Origin of the sequence: Helicobacter didelphidarum (genome assembly GCF_003364195.1) — a bacterium.
Classification (GTDB): domain Bacteria; phylum Campylobacterota; class Campylobacteria; order Campylobacterales; family Helicobacteraceae; genus Helicobacter_A; species Helicobacter_A didelphidarum.
The window spans coordinates 1-324 of sequence record NZ_NXLQ01000243.1; the positions used below are offsets into that span (position 1 = coordinate 1).

The 324-nt window shown below is 32.4% G+C and carries 1 pseudogene; it reads left to right on the top strand.

Going from position 1 to position 324, the window contains the following annotated elements:
* A pseudogene (locus CQA53_RS12120) lies at positions 1–324 on the top strand (hypothetical protein); the annotation flags it as partial.

The window sequence follows — 324 nt, forward strand, 5'->3', positions numbered from 1 at the left end:
TGATTTACTTATTCACCAGCCCAATACTTCAAATGGCTTCTCTGCTACCCTCTTTGGAGAAAAACGCAAACAAAAAAATACAGAATCTAAAGAGATAAGCTATACTGCTGAATATGGCTATATGAATTATATCCTCTCTTTTCGTGGCACAGAGTTTAGCAATATGGGCGATATAGGAGCTGATATAAAACTTATGGTAGCAAGTATCCCTAAAAATCAATATAATGATATGATATTATTCTATCTTCAATGCAAAGGCGATATGCCTTTTCATATTGATATAGAATCTAAAGAGTTTGTAGAATCTAAAAACACCACAAAATA